Genomic DNA, 17,162 nt, shown 5'->3' with positions numbered 1-17,162 from the left:
TTCAGGCCTCCTGCCGCTGCCGCGCAACCGTCAGGTTCGGGCGTAAAAGGGCGCCGAGCTGATACAGCGCCAACAACAGCAATCCTGCACCCAGCGGCCAGTAGAACAGTTCCCGCTGCGGTTGATGGCTAAGGGTTTTCACCTGATGCGGGGTGAGCTGGTCGAGGGTGGTGTAGACCTGATCCAGTGCCGCGCGATCTTCGGCGCGGAAGAAGCGGCCGCCGGTGGTGTTGGCGATCTGCTCGAGGCCTTGCAGATTAACCTTCGCTTCTCCGGACGCATCGGGGTCGCCGATGCCGATGGTATGAATGATCACGCCTTTGTTGGCCGCCATTTCGGCGGCGTGATCCGGGGTGATGGCGCTGCTGGTGTCGTTGCCATCGGTCAGCAGGATCAGGACTTTTTCCTGCTCATGGGCCTTGTCGAGCAATTTCAGGCTGAGCCCGATCGCATCGCCGATCGCCGTGTTGGGGCCGGCCATGCCGATCCCGGTATCGGCCAGCAACAGCGACAGGCTGGCGTGATCGAGGGTCAGAGGAGCCTGTGGATAGGCACCGCTGCCAAATACGATCAGGCCGATGCGGTCGTCCTTGCGCTTGTCGATGAAGCCTTGCACCACGCCTTTGACCGCCGCCAGGCGATTGATTTTTTCGCCTTGGGCGTTAGTGAAGTCCTCGGTTTCCATCGACTGCGAAAGGTCGATGGCGAGCATCAGGTCACGCACCGGTTGCTGGCGCTCGATCGGCTTTTCGACGTACACCGGGCGCGACACGGCCAGCAGGATCAGCGCCCACACCAGCACATTCAGCAGCAGTTGCCAGCGATTGCGCCGACTGCCAGCGGTGCCTGGCGCTTCGCCGACCGCGCGGCTCATCGCGGCGAAAAACGGAACGCGCACAGCACTGCGTGCTTCGTTGTAGGCGGGCAAAAAGCGGTAAGCCAGCCAAGGCAGCGGCAGCAGAAGCAACAGCCAGGGGTAATCAAGCTGCCACATGGTGATGCTCCACCCAGTATTGGCAGCTGTCGAAGAGCATTTGCCGTTGGGCTGCGGGGAGGGCGCGCAATACGGGGTCCGGCGCGTAGGCGAGTTGGGCCAGTTGATTGCTGAAGTCGGCGGGCATTCTGTTTTTGCAATGTCGTTGCAGAAATTCCTGCCAGCCATCTTTGCCAAGCGCCGCCGGCCCTTCTGGGAGCGAACCTGCTGGCGAAAGCGCTGTGTCAGTGGATCGAGGTATTGCGTGCGCTGACGTCTTCGCGAGCAGGCTCGCTCCCACAGGGAATACATTCCAGCGTCGCGATCGAGTGGGCATGGACAGGGCTACGCGTTTGAGCAGCTCAGGCAATTCGCGCAGGGCGTTGAGATCGTCGCTGCGGCCGCGCAACTGTGCCAGTCGGGCAAGGGCTTCACGGCGATAGCGGTCGCGGCGCCATTGCCAGTATCTGCGCAGGCCGAGCAACAGCGCGGCGAGTATCAGCACCGCCAGCAACAACCACCAGCCCCACGTTTGCGGCGCATAGCTGACGGGCGCGGGCAGGGCCAGCTCCTTGAGCTGATCGATGCTGGGGATATTCGGGTTCATCGCGCGCCCCCGGCGCTTTTGCCCAGTTCGGCGCGCAGTTGCCCATGGGCGTCCTCGGCGGTGCTGATCATCATCAGCGGCACCTGACTGCGGCGCAGCAGGGTGGCGACGTCCTTGAGCCGCCCGCTGAGAAAATCCCCCAGCGGCTGATGCACGTTACGTTTCTCGATCGCCAGTTCGACCTGCAACTCGCCCTGGGTGACCAGCAGGCGACCGTTGTTCGGCAGTTTCAGCGCCAGCGGATCATAGACCTGCAAGGCAATCACATCGTTGTGCGCCGACAGCTGCCGCATCAATTGCAAGGTGCGTTCACCGGCGCCGGCAAAGTCGCTGACGATGCAGATCAAGTGGTCGTGCCCGGCCACACCGAGGCAACGCTGCAAGGCCTTGTCCAATTGGTCTTCATCTTCGGCGTCGGGATTACCGGCGTTCAGCGCGCGGCTTTGCTGCACCACGCGGCTGAGCAGTGCCTCGACACGCTTGCGACTGCGCAACGGCGCGATGCTGTCGATACGCTGATCGTTGAAGACCAGACCGCCGACCCGATCCCCGGCATGAAAAACCATCCACGCCGCCAGCGCGGCGAGTTCGGCGGCGACTGCCGATTTGAAGCTGCGCTGCGAGCCGAAGAACATCGACATGCGCTGGTCGACCACGATCAGGGCCGGGCGGTCGCGTTCTTCGGTGAAAGTGCGCACCACCGGTTTGCCGGTACGCAACGAGGCGCGCCAGTCGAGGTGGCGCAGGTCATCGCCCGGTTGATAGCGGCGCAACTCGTCGAAGTTCAGCCCGCGACCGCGCAGCCGCGAAGCGTGGTTGCCGGCGAGGATGCTGCCCTGCGGCTGCCGGGCAAGAAAACTCAGGTCACGGGCCTTGAACTCCAACGCCATCAATTGCGCGAGAGAGACGTAGACCAAGCCTTCGTCGTTCATGCGGGAATCGCCACTTTGTCGAGAATCCGGTCGAGCACTTGATCGGCGCTGACGCCATCGGCAACGGCGTCGTAACTCAGCTGCACACGATGGCGCAACACCGGATGAACGACTGCGCGGACGTTGTCCGGCGAGACGAAGTCCTGCCCCTGCAGCCAGGCATCGGCGCGGGCGCAGCGGTCCAGGCCAATTCCGCCACGCGGGCTTGCGCCAATGGCAATCCAGCGTGCGAGGTCGTCGTCGTAGTCGGCGGGGTGGCGGGTGGCGTTGATCAGGTCGACCAGGTAAGTGTCGATTGCCGGTGAAACGTGCACGGCGCTGACTTCCTTGCGCGCGGCAAAAATCACCTCCTGCGGCAAAGTGAAATTCCTTACCGGCGTGGTGCTCGCACCTTGGGCAAACTCTTCGTTGCGCAGCAGGCGCAGCACCTGGCTTTCGTTTTCGGCGCTGGGGTAATCGAGCAGCACCTTCATCAGAAAACGGTCCATCTGCGCTTCCGGCAGTGGGTAGGTGCCTTCCTGCTCGATCGGGTTCTGCGTCGCCACCACGATGAATAGCTCCGGTAGCGCATGGCTGTTGCCGGCGACGGTGATCTGGCGTTCCTCCATGGCTTCGAGCAGCGCCGCCTGGACCTTGGCCGGGGCGCGGTTGATTTCGTCGGCGAGGATCAGATTGCCGAACAGCGGGCCGGGCTGGAATCGGATTTCGTTTTTGCCCTCGACCTGGTGCAGCACCTCGGCGCCCGTGATGTCCGAGGGCAACAGGTCGGGGGTGAACTGGATGCGGCTCATCTTCGCGTCAAGGTGTTTGGCCAGTGCCTTGACCGTGCGTGTCTTGGCCAGCCCGGGCAGACTTTCCAGGAGCAAATGACCGTTGGCCAACAGCCCCAGCAGAATCTGCCGGATGACTTGATCCTGGCCGAGCACCGCTTCGGCGATGCTGGCTTGCAGGGCGTTGAGGTCGGTGAGCGCAGTCATGGGCAGTCCTTTGTGTCCGGTTCTAGAAAAACGCCAAGGTCAGATTGACGCTGAAGCCGTTGCCTTCGGGGCGGTTCTTGGTGTCGAACTCTGGCACCCAGCGCGCGCTGATGTTGGCCTGGGCGTCGGCGAATGTTCCGGCCCAGCCAACCACCGGGCCGGCGCCTACCGAACGGCCGCGATAGCCATTGAAGACATCGGCAGTCTGGCCTTTGTCGTCGGTCAGTTGCTGCACGTAGCCGGCGGCAAGTCCGGCGCTCCAGCCATTGCCCAAACCGTGAGTCCAGAGGGCGTCGAGAGTGAAGATGTTGCCGTTGCGATAGTCAGTAGCGTCGTTCTCGGTGTAGAACTCCAGTCCGCTGGACAAGGTGAACTCGCCGCCCTTGCCGTCGAGGTGGGTAAAGGCCACGGTTGGCATGAACGTGTAATTGTTCTGTCCGGGATTGGCCAGGCGATCCTTGTTATAGGCGCCGGTCGGCACGTAGATCGGTAGCGACAGCGAGAGATGATTGAGTTCGTCGAAGTGATAACCAGCGGCGATCGGGGTGATCAGCGCATCGGCAAACTGCGTGCCGGAATCGCTGTCACCCAAAGTGCGCCCGCGCGGGCCGGTGATGCTCGCCTTGATGTCGGTGTATTGCACCGGCAGGCCCATTGCCGAGGCGAAATTCCAGCGGCCCTTGCCGGTGTTCCAGACATGGGTGAAGTTGGCCATGGTGTAGGAGACTTTCACGTCGATCCCGCCACTGATCGCGCCGGAAATCGGTGCGCCGTCGCTGCCCTTGAGCGAGCCGTCGTACCAGATGCTGGTCAACGACATTACCCAGCCCGGCTCCGGCGGCACGATGCCAGCATTGGCGAACACTTGCTGGCCCGTGATCGGCCGGCCGACGCCACCTTCCGCGGCGAACAGCGATGGACTGACGCCCAGGCACAGCAAGATGAGTAGACGCCCGCTCCGTGGCTTGAGCATGGCGAACGCCGCGCCACCCGGCCCCGGCAGAAATCCTCTATTCCCGGCTCGACTGCAGATCATTCCCGATTCCATGGTGTTTTTCCGGACAACTGAGCACTGTCGCGCCGCTACTGCGTTATCCCTTTGCTTATCAAGCCTGCAGGACACGTCTTTCTGAAACTAGCAGCTAATCGGGAGTTAGCCAGTCGAAGGAATTAATTCGTTGGTGCGGGCGGCAGGGTGCACACATCACACCTCTAATCGTCGGAGCCGGGCTTAATCGAAGGTGGTTGGGGCGGCACTGCAAACTTCTGTGGAAGCGAGCCTACTCGCGAAAGCGGTAGTCCAGTTGACACACGTTTCTGATATCGATACCTGATTTCGCGGGCAGGCTCGCTCCCACAGGACTTGTATACAATCTCGCAGCCGAGCGCCCAACAATTTCCAACGGGGCATAGGTCGTCAGCCGATTTCGTGGTTAACTTCCGCCTCTTGCATGCTTTCCAATCAAAAAACAGAAGGACTCAAGTCATGGCTCAAGTCACCCTCAAAGGCAATCCGGTTCAAGTCAACGGCCAGTTGCCACAAGCCGGTTCCAAGGCGCCAGCCTTTTCCCTGGTAGCCGGCAATCTGTCCGACGTCACCCTGAAAGACTTCGCCGGCAAGCGCAAAGTCCTCAACATCTTCCCAAGCGTCGACACCCCGACCTGCGCCACCTCCGTGCGCAAGTTCAACGCCCAGGCCAACGACATCAGCAACACCGTGGTGCTGTGCATCTCCGCTGACCTGCCATTCGCCCAGGCGCGCTTCTGCGGCGCTGAAGGCCTGGAAAACGTACAGAACCTGTCGACCCTGCGCGGCAGCGAGTTCATCGAAAACTACGGCGTGGCCATTGCTGACGGCCCGCTGAAAGGCCTGACCGCTCGCGCCGTTGTGGTTCTGGACGAAAACGACAACGTCCTGCACAGCGAACTGGTCAAGGAAATCGCTGAAGAGCCTAACTACGAAGCGGCACTGTCCGTTCTCAAGTAAGGCTTTTACAATTGTTAACGGCCTGGCCCTGTCCAGGCCGTTTTCATTTGTGTATCAGGGTTTTGCCTCACACCTTGAAACGTAAGTGGAAGGTAAATTGCCGGTAAAGCTGCTTTGCTTAAATCCACTCAGTGCTTATCGTTCAGCCTCCCGTAATAGAAGCCCGCACGCCCAATGGTCAATAACTCCATGCAATCGTCCCCCCGCAAGTCCCGTCGCTGGCTGATCAGCCTGCTTGTCCTGTTGGTTATCGCCATCCTGTGCTGGAAATTCTGGCCGGCCGGCTCTGCTGACAAGTCTGGAGGCGACAAAGCGGCCGCCGGGCATACCGGGCGTGCGGGAATGATGCGACCAGGCTTTGGTGGCGGCACCGGGCCGATTCCGGTGCGCGTGGCGCCGGCGGTGAAGGGCGATTTCCCGCTTTATTACAAAGCGCTGGGCACGGTAACCGCGCTGAACACAATCAATGTCCGCAGTCGGGTGGGCGGCGAACTGGTGAAGATTCATTTCGAAGAAGGGCAGATGGTCAAGGCGGGCGACCTGTTGGCCGAGATCGATCCGCGTCCGTACCAGAACGCTTTGCTCCAGGCCGAAGGCACGCTGCTGCAGAATCAGGCGCAACTGAAAAACGCCCAGGTCGACGTCGAGCGTTACCGCGGCCTGTATAAAGAAGACAGCATCGCCAAACAGACCCTCGACACTGCCGAAGCGCTGGTCGGGCAGTATCTGGGTACGGTCAAGACCAATCAGGCAGCGGTCAACGATGCCAAGCTCAATCTCGAATTCACCAAGATCCGCGCGCCGATTGCCGGTCGCGTCGGTCTGCGTCAGGTCGACGTCGGCAACCTCGTCGCCGCCAACGACACCACGTTCCTCGCGGTGATCACCCAGACGCAACCGATCAGCGTGGCCTTCACCTTGCCGGAAAACAGCCTCGACACCGTGCTCGCCCGTTACCGCAGCGGCGCCAAGCTGCCTGCCGAAGCCTGGGACCGTGGCGACACCAAGTTGCAGGCCACCGGCGTGCTGCAAAGCCTCGACAACCAGATCGACGTCGCTACCGGCACTCTGAAATTCAAGGCCCGTTACGATAACCGCGACCAGTCGCTGTTCCCCAACCAGTTCGTCAACGTTCACTTGCTGGCCGATACGCTCAAAGGTGTAGTGCTGGCGCCGTCGGCTGCGATCCAGTTCGGCACCAATGGCACCTTCGTCTATGCCTTGGACGGCGACAAGAAAGTCACCATTCGCCAACTGAAAATCGGTGCCAGCGACGGTGACAACACCGTGGTCACCGAAGGCCTCGCCGCGGGTGATCGCGTTGTGCTTGAAGGCACCGATCGTCTGAAGGAGGGCAGCGAAGTCGAAGTGGTCAATGACAGCAGCGAAGTGCCGACCTCGCCGACCGAACACCTGCAAGGCAAGTCCGCCGCCAATCCCGACGCGACCTCTGCTGACAAGGCCAAGAAGGGCGCATGAACATTTCGCGGCTGTTCATCCTCCGTCCGGTAGCCACAACCCTGAGCATGCTGGCCATTGTTCTGGCCGGCCTGATCGCTTATCGCCTGTTGCCGGTTTCGGCTTTGCCGCAGGTCGATTACCCGACCATCCGCGTCATGACCCTGTACCCGGGCGCCAGTCCGGACGTGATGACCAGCGCCGTCACCGCGCCGCTTGAACGCCAGTTCGGGCAAATGCCAGGCCTCACGCAAATGGCGTCGACCAGCTCCGGCGGCGCTTCGGTGCTGACCCTGCGTTTCAGCCTCGACATCAACATGGACGTCGCCGAGCAGCAGGTGCAAGCCGCGATCAACGCCGCGACCAACCTGCTGCCGACCGACCTGCCGGCACCGCCGGTGTACAACAAGGTCAACCCGGCGGACACCCCGGTGCTGACCCTGGCCATCACCTCGAAAACCATGCTGCTGCCCAAGCTCAATGATCTGGTCGATACGCGCATGGCGCAGAAAATCGCCCAGATCAGCGGTGTCGGCATGGTCAGCATTGCCGGCGGCCAGCGCCAGGCTGTGCGGATCAAGGTCAACCCCGAAGCGCTGGCGGCCAACAGCCTCAACCTGTCGGACGTGCGCACGCTGATCGGCGCCTCCAACGTCAACCAGCCGAAAGGCAACTTCGATGGCCCTACCCGGGTATCGATGCTCGATGCCAACGACCAACTGACCTCGCCCGAGGACTACGCCAACCTGATCCTGACCTACAAGAACGGCGCGCCGCTGCGGCTCAAAGACGTGGCCGAAATTGTCGATGGCGCCGAGAACGAGCGGCTGGCCGCATGGGCCAACCAGAATCAGGCGGTGCTGCTGAACATCCAGCGTCAGCCCGGTGCCAACGTCATCGAAGTGGTCGACCGCATCAAGGCCTTGCTGCCGAGCATCACTGATAATCTGCCGGCCGGCCTTGATGTCACCGTGCTGACGGATCGCACCCAGACCATTCGCGCCTCGGTTACCGATGTGCAGCACGAACTGCTGATCGCCATCGCGCTGGTGGTCATGGTCACGTTCCTGTTTCTACGCCGCGCCAGTGCGACGATCATTCCCTCGGTGGCCGTGCCGCTGTCGTTGATCGGCACCTTTGGCGTGATGTACCTCGCCGGTTTCTCGGTGAACAACCTGACGTTGATGGCGCTGACCATTGCCACCGGTTTCGTGGTCGACGACGCCATCGTCATGCTCGAGAACATTTCGCGCTTCATCGAAGAGGGTGACAGCCCGATGCAGGCGGCGCTCAAGGGCGCGAAACAGATCGGTTTCACTCTGATCTCCCTGACGCTGTCACTGATTGCCGTACTGATTCCGCTGCTGTTCATGGCCGATGTGGTGGGGCGCCTGTTCCGTGAATTCGCCATTACTTTGGCCGTGGCAATTCTTATTTCCCTGGTCGTGTCGCTGACCCTGACGCCGATGATGTGCGCGCGTTTGCTCAAGCGTGAACCGCAGGAACACGAGCAAGGCCGTTTCTATCGCGCCAGCGGTGCGTTCATCGATTGGATGATCAAGGAATACGGGCGGATGCTGCGCTGGGTGCTCAAGCATCAGCCGCTGACCCTGCTGGTCGCAATCGGCACACTGGCGTTGACCGTGTTCCTCTATGTGATCGTGCCGAAGGGCTTCTTTCCAGTGCAGGACACCGGTGTGATTCAGGGCATTTCCGAAGCGCCGCAGTCGATTTCCTTCGCGGCGATGGGCGAGCGGCAGCAGCAACTGGCGAAGATCATCCTCGAAGATCCGGCGGTGCAGAGCCTGTCGTCCTATATTGGCGTCGACGGCGACAACGCCACGCTCAACAGCGGCCGCTTGCTGATCAACCTCAAGCCTCATGGCGAGCGCGACCTGACGGCCAGCGAAGTGATCGCACGCCTGCAACCGCGGCTGGACAAACTGGTCGGCATTCGTCTGTTCATGCAGCCGGTGCAGGACCTGACCATCGAGGATCGGGTCAGCCGCACCCAGTGCCAGTTCAGCATGTCTTCACCGGATTCCGAACTGCTCAGCCAGTGGAGCGGCCGTCTGGTCGAGGCGCTGGCACAGCGTCCGGAGTTGACCGATGTTGCCAGTGATCTGCAGGACAAAGGCTTGCAGGTCTATCTGGTGATCGACCGCGACGCCGCTTCGCGTCTGGGTGTTTCGGTGGCCAATATCACCGATGCGCTATATGACGCGTTCGGCCAGCGGCAGATTTCGACCATTTACACCCAGGCCAGCCAGTACCGCGTGGTGCTGCAAGCCCAGGCCGGCGAGAAAATCGGCCCGCAGGCGCTTGATCAGATTCACGTCAAGACCACTGACGGCGCGCAGGTACGCCTGTCGAGTCTGGCCCACGTCGAAGAGCGTCAGGCGCAATTGGCGATCACTCACATTGGCCAGTTCCCGGCGGTGATGATGTCGTTCAACCTCGCGCCCGGCGTGGCGTTGGGGCATGCCGTGGACATCATCGAGCAGGTGCAGCAGGACATCGGCATGCCGGTGGGCGTGCAGACCCAGTTTCAGGGCGCGGCGCAAGCGTTTCAGGCTTCGCTGTCGAGCACCTTGCTGCTGATTCTCGCAGCGGTGGTAACCATGTACATCGTGCTCGGCGTGCTCTACGAGAGTTACATCCACCCGATCACCATTCTCTCGACCTTGCCGTCGGCCGCAGTCGGTGCCTTGCTGGCGTTGCTGCTCAGTGGCAACGATTTGGGGATGATCGCGATCATCGGCATCATTCTGCTGATCGGTATTGTCAAGAAGAACGCGATCATGATGATCGACTTCGCCCTCGACGCCGAGCGAACCCAGGGCATGGCCCCGGCAGAAGCTATCTATCAGGCGGCGCTGCTGCGTTTCCGTCCTATTCTGATGACCACGCTGGCAGCATTGTTCGGTGCCGTGCCGCTGATGCTGGCCACCGGTTCCGGGGCTGAATTGCGTCAGCCTCTGGGACTGGTGATGGTCGGTGGTTTGTTGGTGAGCCAGGTGTTGACGCTGTTCACGACGCCGGTGATTTACTTGTACTTCGACCGCCTCGGAAGGCGCTTTGGCAAAGCCAAAGCCGAAGGTGAAGAGGTCGCGGTATGACTGGCAGAACGCTTGAACCCTGTGGGAGCGGGCTCGCTCGCGAAAGCGGCATGTCAGCCGCTGCACAGGTTGGCTGTGCCGCCGTCTTCGCGAGCAAGCCCGCTCCCACAGGGGAATTGTGTGAAGGCGAGGATCGCGTTCGATGAACCTCTCCGGCCCTTTCATCAAACGTCCCGTGGCAACCATGCTGCTGTCCCTGGCAATCATGTTGCTCGGTGGGGTCAGCTTCGGTCTGCTCCCAGTATCGCCATTGCCGCAGATGGATTTCCCGGTGATCGTCGTCCAGGCCAGTCTGCCGGGCGCCAGTCCCGAGGTGATGGCTTCAACGGTGGCCACGCCACTGGAGCGTTCGTTCGGTGCGATTGCCGGCGTCAACACCATGAGCAGTCGTTCCAGTCAGGGTTCGACACGGGTCATTCTGCAATTTGACCTCGACCGCGACATCAACGGCGCGGCGCGCGAAGTGCAGGCGGCGATCAATGCGTCGCGCAATCTGCTGCCGAGCGGGATGCGCAGCATGCCGACCTATAAAAAGGTCAACCCTTCGCAGGCGCCGATCATGGTGCTGTCGCTGACCTCGGACGTGCTGGAAAAAGGCCAGCTCTACGACCTGGCCTCGACGATCCTCTCGCAAAGCCTGTCGCAGGTGCAGGGCGTCGGCGAGGTGCAGATCGGTGGCAGTTCGTTGCCGGCGGTGCGCATCGAGCTCGAACCGCAGGCGCTCAACCAGTACGGCGTGGCGCTCGACGATGTGCGCAAGACCATCGCCGACGCCAACGTGCGCCGGCCCAAGGGTTCGGTCGAGGACGGCCAGCGTCTGTGGCAGATCCAGGCCAACGACCAACTTGAGAAAGCCAAGGACTACGAGTCGCTGATCATTCACTATGCCGACGGCGCCGCGCTGCGTCTCAAGGATGTGGCGAAAGTCAGTGATGGCGTCGAAGACCGTTACAACAGCGGTTTCTTCAACGACGATGCGGCGGTGCTGCTGGTGATCAACCGTCAGGCCGGCGCCAACATCATCGAAACGGTCAACGAGATCAAGGCACAGTTGCCTGCACTGCAAGCGGTGCTGCCGGCCAGTGTCAAACTCAATCTGGCCATGGATCGCTCGCCGGTGATCAAGGCCACGCTGCACGAAGCCGAGATGACCCTGCTGATCGCTGTCGCCCTGGTGGTGCTGGTCGTCTATCTGTTTCTCGGTAACTTTCGCGCCTCGTTGATCCCGACCCTGGCCGTGCCTGTGTCGCTGGTCGGTACCTTTGCGGTGATGTACCTCTACGGTTTTTCGCTGAACAACCTGTCGCTGATGGCGCTGATACTGGCCACCGGACTGGTGGTGGACGACGCCATCGTGGTGCTGGAAAACATTTCCCGGCATATCGACGAAGGCGTCAAACCGATGCAGGCGGCGTACCTCGGCGCCAAGGAAGTCGGTTTCACTTTGTTGTCGATGAACGTGTCGCTGGTGGCGGTGTTCCTGTCGATCCTGTTCATGGGCGGGCTGGTCGAAAGCCTGTTCCGCGAATTTTCCATCACTCTCGCGGCGGCGATCGTCGTGTCGCTGGTGGTGTCCCTCACGCTGACGCCGATGCTCTGTGCGCGCTGGCTCAAGCCGCATACGCCGGGGCAGGAAAACCGCCTGCAACGCTGGAGCCAGAAGACCAACGATTGGATGGTCGGCAAATACGCCACCAGCCTCGACTGGGTGTTGCGTCATCGGCGTCTGACCCTGTTCAGCCTGTTGCTCACCGTTGGCGTCAACGTCGCGCTCTATGTGGTGGTGCCGAAAACCTTTCTGCCGCAGCAGGACACCGGCCAACTGATCGGTTTCGTGCGGGGCGACGACGGTTTGTCGTTCAACGTCATGCAGCCGAAGATGGAAACCTTCCGCCGCGCCGTGCTCAAGGATGAAGCGGTGGAAAGCGTGGCCGGATTCATTGGGGGCAACAACGGCACCAACAATGCCTTCATGATCGTGCGCCTGAAGCCGATCAAGGAACGCCAACTGTCGGCACAGAAAGTCATCGAGCGTCTGCGCAAGGAAATGCCCAAAGTGCCCGGCGCGCAATTGATGTTGATGGCCGACCAGGACCTGCAATTTGGCGGCGGCCGCGAACAGACCAGTTCGCAGTACACCTACATTCTGCAAAGCGGCGACCTAGCGGAGCTGCGCAAATGGTTCCCGAAAGTGGTCAGCGCTCTGCGTGCCTTGCCCGAGCTGACCGCCATCGATGCGCGCGAAGGTGCCGGGGCGCAGCAGGTCACGCTGATCGTCGACCGGGATCAGGCCAAGCGCCTCGGTGTCGACATGAACATGGTCACGGCCGTGCTGAACAACGCCTACAGTCAGCGGCAGATTTCGACCATCTACGACAGCCTCAACCAGTATCAGGTGGTGATGGAGGTCAACCCGAAATACGCCCAGGACCCGGTGACGCTCAAGCAGGTCGAGGTGATTACCGCTGACGGTGCGCGGGTGCCGCTGTCGACGTTCGCTCACTACGAAAACAGTCTGGAAAACGACCGGGTAAGCCATGAAGGCCAGTTTGCTTCCGAAAGCATTTCCTTTGACATGGCCGAAGGTGTGACCGTAGAGCAGGGCAGTGCGGCCATTGAGCGGGCAATTGCCAAAGTCGGCCTGCCGGAAGATGTCATTGCGAAAATGGCCGGTACCGCTGATGCCTTTGCCGCCACGCAGAAGAGCCAGCCGTTCATGATCCTCGGTGCGTTGCTGGCGGTGTATCTGGTGCTCGGTGTGCTGTACGAAAGCTACATCCACCCACTGACCATTCTCTCCACCTTGCCCTCGGCCGGGGTTGGCGCGTTGTTGTCGATCTATGCACTCGGCGGCGAGTTCAGCCTGATTTCGCTGCTGGGGATATTCCTGCTGATCGGCGTGGTGAAGAAAAACGCCATTCTGATGATCGATCTCGCGCTGCAACTGGAGCGGCATCAGGGGCTGTCACCGCTGGAGTCGATCCGCAGTGCCTGCCTGCAACGGCTGCGGCCGATTCTGATGACCACGCTGGCGGCGATCCTCGGCGCCTTGCCGCTGCTGCTCGGCCGCGCCGAAGGTGCGGAAATGCGCCAGCCGCTGGGCCTGACCATCATTGGCGGCCTGGTGTTCAGCCAGGTCCTGACCCTTTACACCACCCCGGTGGTTTACCTTTATCTCGACAAGCTGCGCCATCGTTTCAACAAATGGCGTGGCGTGCGCACTGATGCCGCTCTGGAAACTCCGCTATGACTGACCGTTCGCTTATCCACTTGGCCACCGTGCGCGGCTCCCGCCTGTTGAGCCTGTCGTTGTGCGTGGCGCTACTCAGCGCTTGCGCCGTCGGCCCGGACTACGAGCGCCCGCAAACCGCAGAAATTGCTCAGTTCAAGGAAGCCGAAGGTTGGCGTCAGGCCAACCCCAGCGACTCGCTCGCCCGGGGCGCCTGGTGGGAGCTGTACGGCGATCAGCAGCTCAACGCACTGATCGTGAAACTCAACAGCGCCAACCAGACCGTCGCCCAATCCGAGGCGCAGTTCCGTCAGGCGCAGGCTCTGGTGCGCAGTGCGCGCGGGGCGTTTTACCCGAGCGTCGACCTGAGTCTGGGCAAGAACCGTTCAAGTCAGGGCACCGGCAGCAGCAGTTCAAGCCTGAGCAGTTCCTCAAGCGGTATTCGTGACACGTATACCGCGCAGTTGGGCGTGAGTTGGGAAGCGGATGTGTGGGGCAAACTGCGCCGTGGGCTGGAGGCGGACGAAGCCAACGCCCAAGCGAGTTTTGCCGATCTGGCGGCGATGCGCCTGAGCCAGCAGTCGGAACTGGTGCAGAACTATTTGCAGCTGCGGGTCATCGACCAGCAGAAGCGCCTGCTTGAAGCCACCGTTGCCGCTTACGAGCGCTCGTTGAAAATGACCCAGAATCAGTATCGCGCCGGGGTTTCCGGGCGCGATGCGGTAGCGCAGGCGCAAACCCAGTTGAAAAGCACCCAGGCTGATCTGGTCGACCTGATCTGGCAGCGTGCACAGTTCGAAAACGCTATTGCCGTACTGACCGGCGAAGCACCGGCCAACTTCAGCATCGCCGAAAGCCAGAGCATCCCGAATCTGCCGCAAGTACCGCTGAGCTTGCCTTCACAGCTGCTGGAACGCCGTCCTGACATCGCTTCGGCCGAACGCTCGGTAATCGCCGCCAACGCCAACATCGGCGTGGCTAAAGCCGCGTATTACCCGGACCTGACCCTGAGTCTGAGCGGCGGTTACAGCAGCAGCACCTCGAAAAACCTGATCAGCCTGCCGAACCGTTTCTGGTCGGTCGGCCCGCAGCTGTCGTTGCCGCTATTTGACGGCGGCATTCGCTCGGCCGAGGTCGACCGCAGCGAAGCGGCCTACGACGAAACCGTCGCCCGTTATCGCCAGACGGTGCTCGACGGGTTCCGCGAAGTGGAAAACTACCTGGTCCAGCTCAAGGTGTATGAGGACGAAGCGGCGGTGCGCCAGGAAGCGCTGGATGCTGCCCGCGATTCCCTGCGCCTGACGGAAAACCAGTACAAGGCTGGCCTGATTGCCTACATCGACGTGGTCGTGGTGCAGGCCACCGCGCTGAGCAATGAGCGCAGTGTGCTGAATATCCTGCAGAACCGACTGATTGCCAGTGTGCAGCTGATTGCCGCGCTCGGCGGCGGCTGGGATGGCGAGCTCGACGTCAGCGACGCCACCCGATGATCGTTCCCACGCTCTGCGTGGGAACGATCTTCATCCGCCAGCTCAGCTCGGGCTAAAGCCCACAGCAGAGCCTTGTAGGACGATCGAACAAGCGTTTCATCGGCTTGATGGCAATTTGGTTACTTTGTCAGTGCGTTCTTCCGCGCAATCAGTACAATCGCCGCATTTGCCCGACCGAGAATGGAAGCAGTACGGTTTCGGCTTGTCACGAGAACGTCCATGCTCATCGGCAGCTACTCTTTCACCCTGGTTTTCATTTCGTTGTGCGTGGCCATTCTTGCTTCCTACACGGCGCTTGACCTGACCGGGCGCATCGCCACGGCGAAAGGGCGCGCCGTGCATTTCTGGACGGCGGGCGGGGCGTTGGCAATGGGCGTTGGCGTCTGGTCGATGCATTTCATCGGCATGCTCGCCTTCAAATTGCCGATCGACCTGGGATATGACTTCGCCCTGACCGCTTTGTCATTGCTGATCGCGGTGTTGTCCTGCGGCTTCGCCTTGTGGCTGGTCAGTCAACCGAAACTGCCGCTAGCGCAACTGGGTTTCGGCGCCTTGATCATGGGCGCGGGCATCAGCGCCATGCACTACACCGGCATGGCCGCGCTGCGCATGACCCCGGGCATCGATTACGACCCGACGCTGTTCAGTGCTTCGTTACTGATCGCCGTCGGCGCCTCGGCAGCGGCGTTGTCGATCGCCTTTCGTTTGCGCCAACAATCGCCTTATGTGCGGCTGATTCGTGCCGGCGCAGCGGTGATCATGGGTGTGGCGATTGTTGGCATGCATTACACCGGCATGGCGGCCGCGCAATTTCCCGACGGCAGTTTCTGCGGCGCGACGCTCAATGGCTTGAAGGGCAATGGCCTCGACAGTCTGGTGGTGGTCACCACCCTGGCGGTGCTGTCGATTGCCCTGTTGACCTCGATTCTCGACGCCCGCCTCGAAGCACGCACCGCCGATCTGGCGCACTCGCTGACGGTGGCCAACCGCGAACTCACCCAGTTGGCCCTGCACGATCCGCTGACCAGTCTGCCCAATCGCATGCTGCTGGATGACCGCATCAACCAGGCGATGAAAAAGGTTGAAGAACAGGGCGGCTGCTTCGCCTTGATGTTCATCGATCTCGACGGTTTCAAACCGGTCAACGACGCGTTCGGCCATCACATGGGCGACCAATTGCTGCGTGAAGTCGGCGTACGTCTGCGCGAAGACTTGCGCAGCCAGGACACTCTGGCGCGAATCGGGGGCGATGAATTCGTTCTGCTCGTGCGTTTGAGCGAGCCCAACGACGCCTTGAGCCTGGCCGCGCGTCAGGTCGGCCTGATCGCCCGCACGTTCCGCGTCGCCGAACATGACCTGCAGATTTCCGCCAGTGTCGGCATTGCCTTGTACCCGGGCAACGGCGACAACGCCCAGGAACTGCTGATGAACGCCGACGCCGCGATGTACCACGCCAAGGGCGGCGGCAAAAACGGCTACAGCTTCTTCGATGCGTCGATGAACACCAACGCGCGCAAACAACTGCAACTGTTACAGGACCTGCGCGCGGCCATCGAGCACAACCAGTTTTGTCTGCATTACCAGCCCAAATTCGACGCCGCCAATGGCCGCCCGGTCGGGGCCGAAGCGCTGCTGCGTTGGGCGCATCCGCTGCATGGCATGTTGATGCCGGACAAGTTCATCGATCTGGCGGAGAAAACCGGGCTGATCATTCCGATGGGCGAATGGGTACTCAACGAAGCCTGCCGGCAAATGCGCGAGTGGTACGTGCTGGGCTACACCGACTGGCGCATTGCCGTGAACCTCTCGGCGCTGCAGTTCTGCCACGCCGGGCTGGTGCAAAGCGTGGCCAAGGCGCTGGCGACCCACCAGTTGCCGGCCAACAGCCTGACCCTGGAAATCACTGAAACCACTGCCATGAGCGACGCTGACGCGAGCATGACTGTGCTGCAAGAGCTGTCGGACATGGGCGTCGACCTGTCGATCGACGACTTTGGCACCGGTTATTCCAGCCTGATGTACCTCAAGCGCCTGCCGGCCAATGAGTTGAAGATCGATCGCGGTTTCGTCCGCGACCTGGAGCACGACAGCGATGATGCGGCGATCGTTTCGGCGATCGTGGCGCTGGGCCAGGCATTGGATCTGCGGATTGTCGCCGAGGGTGTCGAGACCGGTGCCCAGCAGGACTTCCTGACGAAACTGGGCTGTGATTCGCTGCAGGGCTATCTGCTCGGCCACCCGATGCCGGCCGAGCGTTTCATGCAGGACATCGTGCGCGGCCAGCGTTTGGCGGTGGTCTAGACACTTTGTGGGAGCGAGCCTGCTCGCGAAGGCGATGGTGCAAACACCATAGAACTCATGCAAAAGCCATGAATGGCAGTTATCCTTCC

The 17,162-nt window shown here is 61.4% G+C and carries 11 protein-coding genes; 6 read left to right on the top strand and 5 right to left on the bottom strand.

The genetic code is table 11. The features are described from left to right. Position 1 precedes the first annotated feature (1 nt). Genes ACIGDJ_RS01525 through ACIGDJ_RS01505 form a run of 5 tightly spaced genes read right to left on the bottom strand, consistent with a single transcriptional unit; the run spans position 2 to position 4,462 of the window. Positions 2-994 (bottom strand): vWA domain-containing protein, encoded by a 993-nt coding sequence (locus ACIGDJ_RS01525; protein WP_397478178.1) that lies wholly within the window; start codon positions 992-994, stop codon positions 2-4. After that, a complete protein-coding gene (locus ACIGDJ_RS01520; protein ID WP_101159511.1) occupies positions 981-1,580 on the bottom strand; it encodes a DUF4381 domain-containing protein in 600 nt (199 codons plus the stop codon). The genes ACIGDJ_RS01525 and ACIGDJ_RS01520 overlap by 14 nt, the downstream gene beginning before the upstream one ends. Further along, positions 1,577-2,512, bottom strand: a complete 936-nt coding sequence (locus ACIGDJ_RS01515) for a DUF58 domain-containing protein (protein ID WP_397478177.1) — start codon at positions 2,510-2,512, stop codon at positions 1,577-1,579. Before ACIGDJ_RS01515 ends, ACIGDJ_RS01520 begins: the two co-directional genes overlap by 4 nt. After that, positions 2,509-3,489 (bottom strand): AAA family ATPase, encoded by a 981-nt coding sequence (locus tag ACIGDJ_RS01510; RefSeq protein ID WP_397478176.1) that lies wholly within the window; start codon positions 3,487-3,489, stop codon positions 2,509-2,511. The genes ACIGDJ_RS01515 and ACIGDJ_RS01510 overlap by 4 nt, the downstream gene beginning before the upstream one ends. Positions 3,490-3,511: 22 nt before the next feature. Continuing rightward, positions 3,512-4,462, bottom strand: a complete 951-nt coding sequence (locus ACIGDJ_RS01505; RefSeq protein ID WP_397478367.1) for a transporter — start codon at positions 4,460-4,462, stop codon at positions 3,512-3,514. 513 nt (positions 4,463-4,975) lie between these two features. On the opposite strand from ACIGDJ_RS01505, the gene tpx reads away from it, so the two are divergent. From tpx to ACIGDJ_RS01475, 6 genes are all read left to right on the top strand, one after another. Further along, positions 4,976-5,476 carry a thiol peroxidase gene (gene tpx / locus ACIGDJ_RS01500; RefSeq protein WP_071172346.1) on the top strand — a complete coding sequence of 167 codons (501 nt, stop codon included), beginning with the start codon at positions 4,976-4,978 and terminating at the stop codon, positions 5,474-5,476. Positions 5,477-5,650: 174 nt separating this feature from the next. Next, positions 5,651-6,955 carry an MdtA/MuxA family multidrug efflux RND transporter periplasmic adaptor subunit gene (locus ACIGDJ_RS01495; RefSeq protein ID WP_397478175.1) on the top strand — a complete coding sequence of 435 codons (1,305 nt, stop codon included), beginning with the start codon at positions 5,651-5,653 and terminating at the stop codon, positions 6,953-6,955. After that, a complete protein-coding gene (locus ACIGDJ_RS01490; protein WP_397478174.1) occupies positions 6,952-10,053 on the top strand; it encodes an MdtB/MuxB family multidrug efflux RND transporter permease subunit in 3,102 nt (1,033 codons plus the stop codon). Before ACIGDJ_RS01495 ends, ACIGDJ_RS01490 begins: the two co-directional genes overlap by 4 nt. A gap of 142 nt (positions 10,054-10,195) precedes the next feature. Then, entirely contained in the window at positions 10,196-13,303 is a 3,108-nt protein-coding gene (locus ACIGDJ_RS01485) for an efflux RND transporter permease subunit (protein ID WP_101159517.1), read from the top strand. Then, entirely contained in the window at positions 13,300-14,772 is a 1,473-nt protein-coding gene (locus ACIGDJ_RS01480) for an efflux transporter outer membrane subunit (RefSeq protein WP_101159518.1), read from the top strand. Before ACIGDJ_RS01485 ends, ACIGDJ_RS01480 begins: the two co-directional genes overlap by 4 nt. A gap of 219 nt (positions 14,773-14,991) precedes the next feature. Further along, a complete protein-coding gene (locus ACIGDJ_RS01475; protein WP_312999313.1) occupies positions 14,992-17,073 on the top strand; it encodes an EAL domain-containing protein in 2,082 nt (693 codons plus the stop codon). Positions 17,074-17,162 lie beyond the last annotated feature (89 nt).

This window comes from Pseudomonas sp. NPDC079367 (genome assembly GCF_044542195.1).
GTDB lineage: Bacteria > Pseudomonadota > Gammaproteobacteria > Pseudomonadales > Pseudomonadaceae > Aquipseudomonas.
This window is presented reverse-complemented; position numbering and strand designations above follow the sequence as displayed.